Source organism: Trebonia sp. (genome assembly GCF_049794275.1).
Lineage (GTDB): Bacteria > Actinomycetota > Actinomycetes > Streptosporangiales > Streptosporangiaceae > Trebonia.
Genome location: NZ_JBARCR010000396.1, coordinates 1 through 7418, shown reverse-complemented (window position 1 = coordinate 7418; position 7418 = coordinate 1). Strand labels below are relative to the sequence as shown.

Annotated in this window: 9 protein-coding genes; 5 read left to right on the top strand and 4 right to left on the bottom strand. The window is 70.6% G+C overall.

Going from position 1 to position 7418, the window contains the following annotated elements; all coding sequences use genetic code 11:
* A partial coding sequence (locus WA805_RS10765) for a PLP-dependent aminotransferase family protein (protein ID WP_425242267.1) occupies positions 1-1165 on the bottom strand: 1165 nt, incomplete at its 3' end.
* A 99-nt stretch (positions 1166-1264) separates the two neighbouring features.
* Between WA805_RS10765 and WA805_RS10760 the strand changes: the two genes are divergently transcribed.
* Positions 1265-1588, top strand: a complete 324-nt coding sequence (locus tag WA805_RS10760; protein WP_422339296.1) for a nuclear transport factor 2 family protein — start codon at positions 1265-1267, stop codon at positions 1586-1588.
* Positions 1589-1591: 3 nt separating this feature from the next.
* Here the strand turns inward: WA805_RS10760 and asnB are convergent, their stop codons facing one another.
* Both asnB and WA805_RS10750 read right to left on the bottom strand, forming a co-directional pair.
* Positions 1592-3430 carry an asparagine synthase (glutamine-hydrolyzing) gene (gene asnB / locus WA805_RS10755; RefSeq protein ID WP_425242266.1) on the bottom strand — a complete coding sequence of 613 codons (1839 nt, stop codon included), beginning with the start codon at positions 3428-3430 and terminating at the stop codon, positions 1592-1594.
* Between the two features lie 97 nt (positions 3431-3527).
* Positions 3528-4154, bottom strand: a complete 627-nt coding sequence (locus WA805_RS10750) for a TetR/AcrR family transcriptional regulator (protein ID WP_422272445.1) — start codon at positions 4152-4154, stop codon at positions 3528-3530.
* A 63-nt stretch (positions 4155-4217) separates the two neighbouring features.
* Between WA805_RS10750 and WA805_RS10745 the strand changes: the two genes are divergently transcribed.
* From WA805_RS10745 to WA805_RS10735, 3 genes are read left to right on the top strand one after another with little or no spacing between them, the layout of a single operon-like run.
* Positions 4218-5105, top strand: coding sequence for an alpha/beta fold hydrolase (locus tag WA805_RS10745; protein ID WP_422322282.1), 888 nt, complete (start codon positions 4218-4220; stop codon positions 5103-5105).
* Positions 5106-5156: 51 nt separating this feature from the next.
* Complete coding sequence (locus WA805_RS10740; RefSeq protein ID WP_422272449.1) at positions 5157-5486, top strand: hypothetical protein; 330 nt, start codon at positions 5157-5159, stop codon at positions 5484-5486.
* Positions 5487-5544: 58 nt separating this feature from the next.
* Positions 5545-6207 (top strand): DUF1707 domain-containing protein, encoded by a 663-nt coding sequence (locus WA805_RS10735; protein WP_422272451.1) that lies wholly within the window; start codon positions 5545-5547, stop codon positions 6205-6207.
* A 55-nt stretch (positions 6208-6262) separates the two neighbouring features.
* Here the strand turns inward: WA805_RS10735 and WA805_RS10730 are convergent, their stop codons facing one another.
* Positions 6263-7135 carry an SDR family NAD(P)-dependent oxidoreductase gene (locus WA805_RS10730; RefSeq protein WP_425242265.1) on the bottom strand — a complete coding sequence of 291 codons (873 nt, stop codon included), beginning with the start codon at positions 7133-7135 and terminating at the stop codon, positions 6263-6265.
* Between the two features lie 59 nt (positions 7136-7194).
* Here WA805_RS10730 and WA805_RS10725 point away from each other — a divergent pair.
* Positions 7195-7418 (top strand): helix-turn-helix domain-containing protein (locus WA805_RS10725; RefSeq protein ID WP_425242264.1); only part of this gene is annotated, 224 nt, incomplete at its 3' end.

Here is a 7418-nt window from a genome sequence, read left to right as displayed (position 1 = left end):
CGCGGACACCGGGGGCGTGCGTGGCGAGCGCGGCCACGAGGCGGTCGCGGCGGCGCCGGTAGGCGAGCCTGACGCGGCGCACGTGCCGGTCGTAGGCCCCGGAGGTAATGAACTCGGCGAGCGTGAGCTGCTCGAAGCTGCTGGTGTGCGCGTCTGACCGCGCCTTGGCGCTGGCGACCGCCTCGGTCAGCCGAGCGGGCAGCACCAGCCAGCCGAGCCGCAGCCCGGGCGCCAGGGTCTTGCTGACCGTGCCGGCATAGATGACGTGCTCGGGGGCCAGCGCTTGCAGTGCGCCGACCGGCTGACGGTCGTACCGGAACTCACCGTCATAGTCGTCTTCGATGATCAGCCCGCCGCTGCCGGCGGCCCAGCGGGCAGCGTCCGCGCGGCGCCGTGGTGACAGCACCGAGCCGAGGGGGAACTGGTGCGCAGGGGTGAGCAGCATCGCCTGCGCGCCGTGCGCCTTGTCCAGCACCGCGCCGCCGTCGTCGACGCCGAGCATGACCGGCGTGAGGCCGGAGGCGGCGAGAGCCTCGGCCGTATGCGGCTGGCCGTAGTCTTCGACCGCGATCTTGGTGACGCCGACGTCCGGCAGCACCTGGCACAGCAGCGCGAGTCCCTGCGTGAACCCGGCGCAGACGACGATCCGGTCCGGCGCGACCCGCACCCCGCGGGTGCGGCCCAGGTACGCGGCCAGCACGGTGCGCAGTTCCGACAGGCCCCGGGGATCGCTGTAGCCCAGCGCCCGGCTGGGCGCGCCGGACAGCGCCTTCCGCGCCGCGGACAGCCACCCGGCTCTGGGAAACGCCGACAGGTCAGGCGATCCGGGCCGCAGGTCGTACCGGGCCGCCCGGGCCCCGAGTGGCGGCCGGATCCCGGCCGCGGGCCCCGGGGAGACTACGGCCGTGCTGGCGACCCGCGTGCCCGAGCCTTGCCTCGCGGTCAGCCAGCCCTCCGCGCCGAGCTGGGCGTACGCCTCGGCGACCGTGTTGCGGGCGATTCCCAGGTCGGCTGCCAGCGTCCGGGACGACGGCAGCCGTGTCCCCGGTGCCAGCCGCCCGGTCTGCACGGCCTCGCGAAGCGCCGCCTCCAGCCCGGCCCGTACCCGGTGCCCGGCCAGTTCCAGGTGCAGGTCTACCCCGGAAATGGCCCATGCTTTAGCCACAAGAGTGGAGCTTAGCTATGGGCCGCTGCCCGGCGTAGTGTCGGTGCCATGGAATCGGCACGCAGTGCTACACCGGAACGCAGTGCCACACCGGAAGAAGTGGCGGCAACGTACTTCCAGGCCTGGCGGAACGGCGACATCGACAGCGTGCGGCCGCTGCTGCACCCGGATGTCGACTTCGCCGGGGCGCTGGGCAGCACCCACGGGGCCGCGGAGACGGCGAGCGGCCTGGCCGGGATGTTCGCCATGACCCGGCAGGTCGAGGTGATCAAGCGCTGGGTGGACGGCCCGGACGTGCTCACCTGGTTCGAGCTGCGGACCGACGCGGCCGGGCCGCTGCCCGTCGTCAACTGGAGCCACGTGGAGGACGGGCAGATCAGCCGCATCCGGGTTACCTTCGATCCGCGCCCCCTCCTCGGGTAATGCCTACCTGATGGTGACACCGGAGCGTTCGAGCCACCGGTTGACGTCGAGCAGGAACGCGACAGGCGAGGTCGAGCTCGGCTGGACGCTCATCAGCCCGGGCAGCCGCGGATCGGCGGCGTAGGCGGCGGTGAGCGCTTCCCTGCTGATCAACTCGAACAGCGGCGCGTCCGGCTGCGTCATCAGCCGCCGCAGCTGCGCGTCGATGGCTCGCTCGTAGGCCGGGTCGGCCGCACCGGGATAGATGCTCTTGCGCCGCCGGAGCAGGTCGCCGGGGAGCAGGCCGTCCGCCGCGGCGCGCAGCAGCCCCTTCTCGATCCCGCCGGCTTCCTTCATCGACCACGGGACGTTCCATACGTATTCGACGAGCCGGTGGTCGGTGAAAGGTACCCGGACCTCGAGCCCGCACGCCATGCTCAGCCGGTCCTTGCGGTCGAGCAGGAACGGCAGCCAGCGGGTCAGCCCGAGGTAAAGGATCTCGCGGATGCGCCGGTCCTCCGGGCTCTCGCCGGCCAGCCGCGGCACTTCCGCCAGCGCCTGCGCGTACCGGTCGGCGGCGTACTCGCGGAGCCTGATACGCGTCCGCACATCCGGGCGCAGCAACGGCTCCCAGGATCCGCGGGCGGCCCAGGGGAACGTCGGCGCGGCAAGCAGGGCGGGCACGTGATACCACGGGTACCCGCCGAACACCTCGTCCGCGGCTTCCCCGGACAGCGCCACGGTTGACTGCTTGCTGATCTCGCGGCACAGCAGGACGAAAGACACGTACATGTCGCCGAAGGTGGGCAGGTCGTGCGCGGCGAGCGGCGCCCACTGCGCCGTCACCAGATCGTCCGCCTCCAGGGTGATCGTGCTGTGCCGGGATCCGATGTACTCGGCGGCGGCGCGGGCGAACGGCTCATCGTGGCTGGGCCGCAACTGGTCGGGTGTGAAGGCATCCGCGCTGCCGGTGAAGTCAACGGAGAAGGTGGCCAGCTTGGCGCGGTCCCGCCGGCTGAGGCTGTCCGCGGCCAGCGCGGACACCACGCTGGAGTCAAGGCCGCCCGATAGGAGGCTGCACAGCGGAACGTCGGCGACGGTCTGCCTGTGCACGATGTCGGCGAGCAGTTCCCTGACCGTGCCGGCCGTCGACGCGAGGTCACCGGCGTGCTCGCGGGCCTCGAGCCGCCAGTAGGCGGACTCGCGGATCCCGTCGCGGCCGGCCCGTACCAGCGTGCCCGGCCTGACCTGGGAGAGTCCGCGGTAGACGCCGTGCCCCGGCGTGCCGGTGCCGACCTGGCTGAACAGTTCGGCAAGCCCTTCCGCATCGATCTCCGCGCGGAAGTCCGGATGCGCGAGGACGGATTTCGGCTCCGACCCGAACAGCACGCCATCTTGCCGTGCCGCGTAGTACAGGGGCTTCACGCCAAGCCGGTCACGGGCGAGCAGCAGTTCCTGCCGGCGTCCGTCCCAGACGCCGAACGCGAACATGCCGTTCAGCCGCCGCACGCAGTCCGCGCCCCATTCCAGGTAGCCATGGAGCAGCACTTCCGTGTCCGAGCGGGTCCTGAACTCGTGCCCTCGCGCCACGAGCTCGTGACGGAGCTCGGTGAAGTTGTAGATCTCCCCGCTGAAGGTCAGCACGACGTCGTCTTCGCCAGGCGCGCGCATGGGCTGCGCGCCGCCCGCCAGGTCGATGACCGACAGCCGCCGGTGCCCGATCGCCGCGTGCGCGGAGCACCACGTGCCGCCGGCGTCCGGCCCACGGCAGATCATCGTCGCCGTCATCGCCTCGATCGCGGCTCGCTCGCCTTCGCCCCGCAGGTCGCGCCCGAAGTCAACCCACCCGGTGATCCCGCACATGTTCCCCGGCCTCCGCTTAGCTGTGATTGCTACGAAGGTAAGGAAGGCCCGTTGAACATCGATTAAGCCGTCGCGCCCTTAGTGTCACAGCCCGGCGCTAGGCCGCGGTCAAGCCGTCGATGAGCTGGTTGAGGGCCTCGACCATGTCGGCGCGCGCCAGCTCCTGGTCTTCAGCCTCGGCGACGTAGAGGGCGGCCTCGTCGCTGGCGCCCATCAGCACGTGCGCGATCGGCCGCGCCGACCGGGCACGGATGCGCCCCGACTCGATGCCCAGCGACACGACGGCCTCCACCAGGCCGAACACGTGCCGCTGGCATATCTCCCGCCACCGCGCCCAGCCCAGTACCGACGGCCCGTCGACGAGGGCGATGCGCTGCACCTCTGGTTCGGTGCACATCCCCAGCCAGATCCGTACCGCGTGCCGCATGGCCTCGACCGGGTCGCTCTGGCCTACGGCCGCCACCTCACGCGCGAGCCGCGCGGCGACGTCGGCCTCGACCGCGTCCAGGGCCGCCTCGAACAGCGCCATCTTGTCCGCGAACTGGTGGTACAGCGCCCCCCTGGTGACCCCCGCTGCCGTCGCGATCGAGTCGGTCGGCACCTCAGCGAAGCCGTGCGCGGCGAACAGCCGGCGCGCCGCCGCTATCAGCGCGTCACGGGTCGCGGCAGACCGATCGGCCTGGGTGCGGCGCGGCCGGGTGCCAGCGGAAGTCGGTGATGACATGGCTCGATTCTCGCACCGTTGCGGGCCTAGACATACATACGTACAGTCTGTATGTTTTTGATTATGAGCACTGAACATACCACAGCCGGACCCCTCGTGGCCGAACTGCCGCAGGGCGATATCTCCTACCGCGCGGCCGGGCCGCGCTCGAGTTCGCACCCGCCGGTCGTATTCGTGCACGGACTGCTCGTCGACGCACGGCTCTGGGAACCGGTAGCCGAGCGGCTGGCCTCTGACGGCATCCGCAGCTACGCGCCGACGCTGCCGCTCGGCTCGCACCAGCGCCCGATGAACGCGGACGCCGACCTCTCGCCGCAGGGAATCGCCGCGCTCACGCGGGACTTCCTTGAGGCACTCGACCTCAGCGACGTGACCATCGTCGGCAACGACACCGGCGGCGCCATCTGCCAGCTCATGCTCGGCGGCGATACCAGCCGGATCGGCGGCGCGGTGCTGACCAACTGTGACGCGTTCGGCAGCTTCCCGCCCCGGGGCCTCGCGCCGCTCTTCCACGCCCTGCGCCATCCCGGACTGGTCGCCTGCCTGGCTCCGGCGCTCCGGTCGCAAGCCGTACGGCACGGCCCGCTCGCCTTCGGGCCGCTCAGCAGCGGCCCGCTCGACGGCGCGCTGACCAGCGACTGGGTCCAGCCGCTGGCTGGCAAGGCGATCCGTCACGACCTCGCCAAGTTCGCCAGGGGCGTCCGGCCGGGCCTTCTCCTCGACGCCGCCGGCCGGTTCGGCCAGTTCACCGGGCCGGTACGGATCCTCTGGGGCGACGCCGACCCGTACTTCCGCGTCGAGCTGGGACGGCGGCTGAGCGAGTCGTTCCCGCACGCGACGTTCACCACGGTGCCGGCGGGCCGGACGTTCCTGCCGCTCGACCGGCCCGCCGAGGTCGCGAACGAGATCGCGGCGGCAACCGGCCGGTCGTTACGTGCCGGGCCCGTGTAGTGTCACCCCTAGCGCGGACGGCAGCGGCCGCGAAGAACCGGGGAGGTCACGATGTCTAAGTTCATGATCCTTTACCGTGCAGAGGCATCCGCGCTCGAGCAGATGGCCAACGCCACCCCCGAGCAGCAGGAAGCCGGCATGGAAGCGTGGCGGGCCTGGGCGAACAAGGTCGGCTACGCCATCGCCGACCTCGGGTCGCCGCTCGGTCACACCACTCATGTCGGACCTGGCGCGGCAGGCTCCACTGACGTGGCGGGCTACTCCATCCTGGAGGCGGGCTCGGCCGACGAAGTCGAGAGCATCCTTTTCGGTCACCCGCACCTGAGCATGCCAGGAGCGTCCATCGAGGTTCTCGAGATCATCCCGATAGGCGATATCTGACGCGCGCGCCCTCCGGGGGAACTGTACCTAGCTGCCCAGGGCCGCCTAGGCTCTATACATGGATAGTCCGCCAGCAGTCCCGGACAAGGGGAACCTGCGTGCCTCCGACGCCGATCGCGAGCGTGTCGCCGAAGTAATTCGCCAGGCAGCCGGGGATGGCCGACTGACCATGGAGGAGCTGGACGAACGGCTCGACGCCGTGTACGCGGCCAAGACCTACGCGGAGCTCGAGCCGATCACCAGAGACCTGCCGCAGACTCCCGGCGGCGCGGCGCCCGCGCCCGCGCACGTTCCGTCCGGCGACCCGCAGCGGTTCGGCGGCGAGCCGACGTCGCACGGGGCCTTCGCCATCATGGGCGGGTTCTCCAGGAGGGGCGACTGGGTGGTGCCGGAAGAGTTCACCGCCTTCGCCTTCATGGGCGGCGGGGAAATCGACCTGCGTGACGCGCGGTATGCCACGCGGACCGCGACGATCCACGCGATCACGTTCATGGGCGGCATCGAGATCACCGTGCCCGAGGACGCCAACGTCCGGGTCACCGGCATCGGCATCATGGGCGCCTTCGACCACCAGTCCGGCGGGACCGGGGAGCCGGGCGGCCCGACGATCATCGTCAACGGGGTGGCGTTCATGGGCGGCGTCGAGGTCAAGCGCCGGCCGCCAAGGAAGCCCAAGGGCGAGAGACTCGACTCACGGCGCCGCGGCGAACTGGAGTCATGAACGGCGTGGAGTAAGCCGGGTACGTTCCGGAAAATTGGAATTGCCTGACCACCCGTTAAACGGAGAGCTTGGCTGGCGGGAACTCGACTGGGTAGGGTTCGGCGTAGTCGGCTGAGCGGCTCACACTCTCCCACGCGCCGGCTTCGTCGAGCTGGCGTCGCGAGTAATCGAGCGCCATCTCGACGGCGGTCACGCCGAGCAGCAGGTGGGCGGGCGGGTTGCCGCGCTTGACTGCCTGCACGATGATCTCGGCCGCGCGGACCGGGTCGCCCGCAGGACCGGCAGGGTTGACGCGCATGCGGCGGTGCATGGTCCCGATCGTGGTGTCGTAGTCCGCGGGGATGTCGTGGATCGTCATCGACGAGCCGGCCCAGTCGGTCGCGAAGCCGCTGGGCTCCACGACCATCACCTGCACGCCGAACGGCGCGGTCTCGACGGCGAGCACCCGGCTGAAGCCGTCGACGGCGAACTTGGCCGCCTGGTAGCTGGCGATGCCAGGGGACCCGCCCACGCGGCCCCCGACCGAGGAAAACTGGACGATCGTGCCGCCGCCCTGGGCGCGCAGGAGCGGGGTGACGGCCTTCGACACGTTGTAGACGCCCCAGAAGTTGGTCTCGAACTGGGTGCGGAAGTCTTCCTCGTCGCCGGTCTCGATCGGCGCGACGTTGGCGTAACCGGCGTTGTTGACGACGACGTCGAGCCGGCCGAAGCGTTCCACGGCGGCGCTGACCGCATCGCGGACGGCGGCCTCGTCGGTCACGTCGAGCGCGAGCGGCAGCACCCTGTCGCCGTACTGCTGCGTGAACTCCGCGAGCTGGCCGGGACGGCGCGCCGTGGCGACGACGAGGTCGCCCGCGTCGAGGACCGCCTGGACGAGGGCGCGGCCGAAGCCGCGCGAGGATCCGGTGATGAACCATACCTGTTGCATGCTTCTTAGTAAAACATCGTTTTGTTATTTACGCAACTCTGTTGCGCTAATATGGGGGCGTGACTGAGTTCCAGCGGGCCCGCTCGGCCGAGGCGAAGCAGCTGCGCGAAGAGGCCATCCTGGAGGCCGCGGCACGGCTTGGCGCTCGCTCGGGCATCAGGGAGGTCACCCTCACCGACATCGCGGACGAGGTCGGAATGCACAAGTCGGCGATGCTGCGCTACTTCGAGACCCGCGAGCAGATCTTCCTCAGGCTGACGGCCGCCGGCTGGCGTGACTGGTC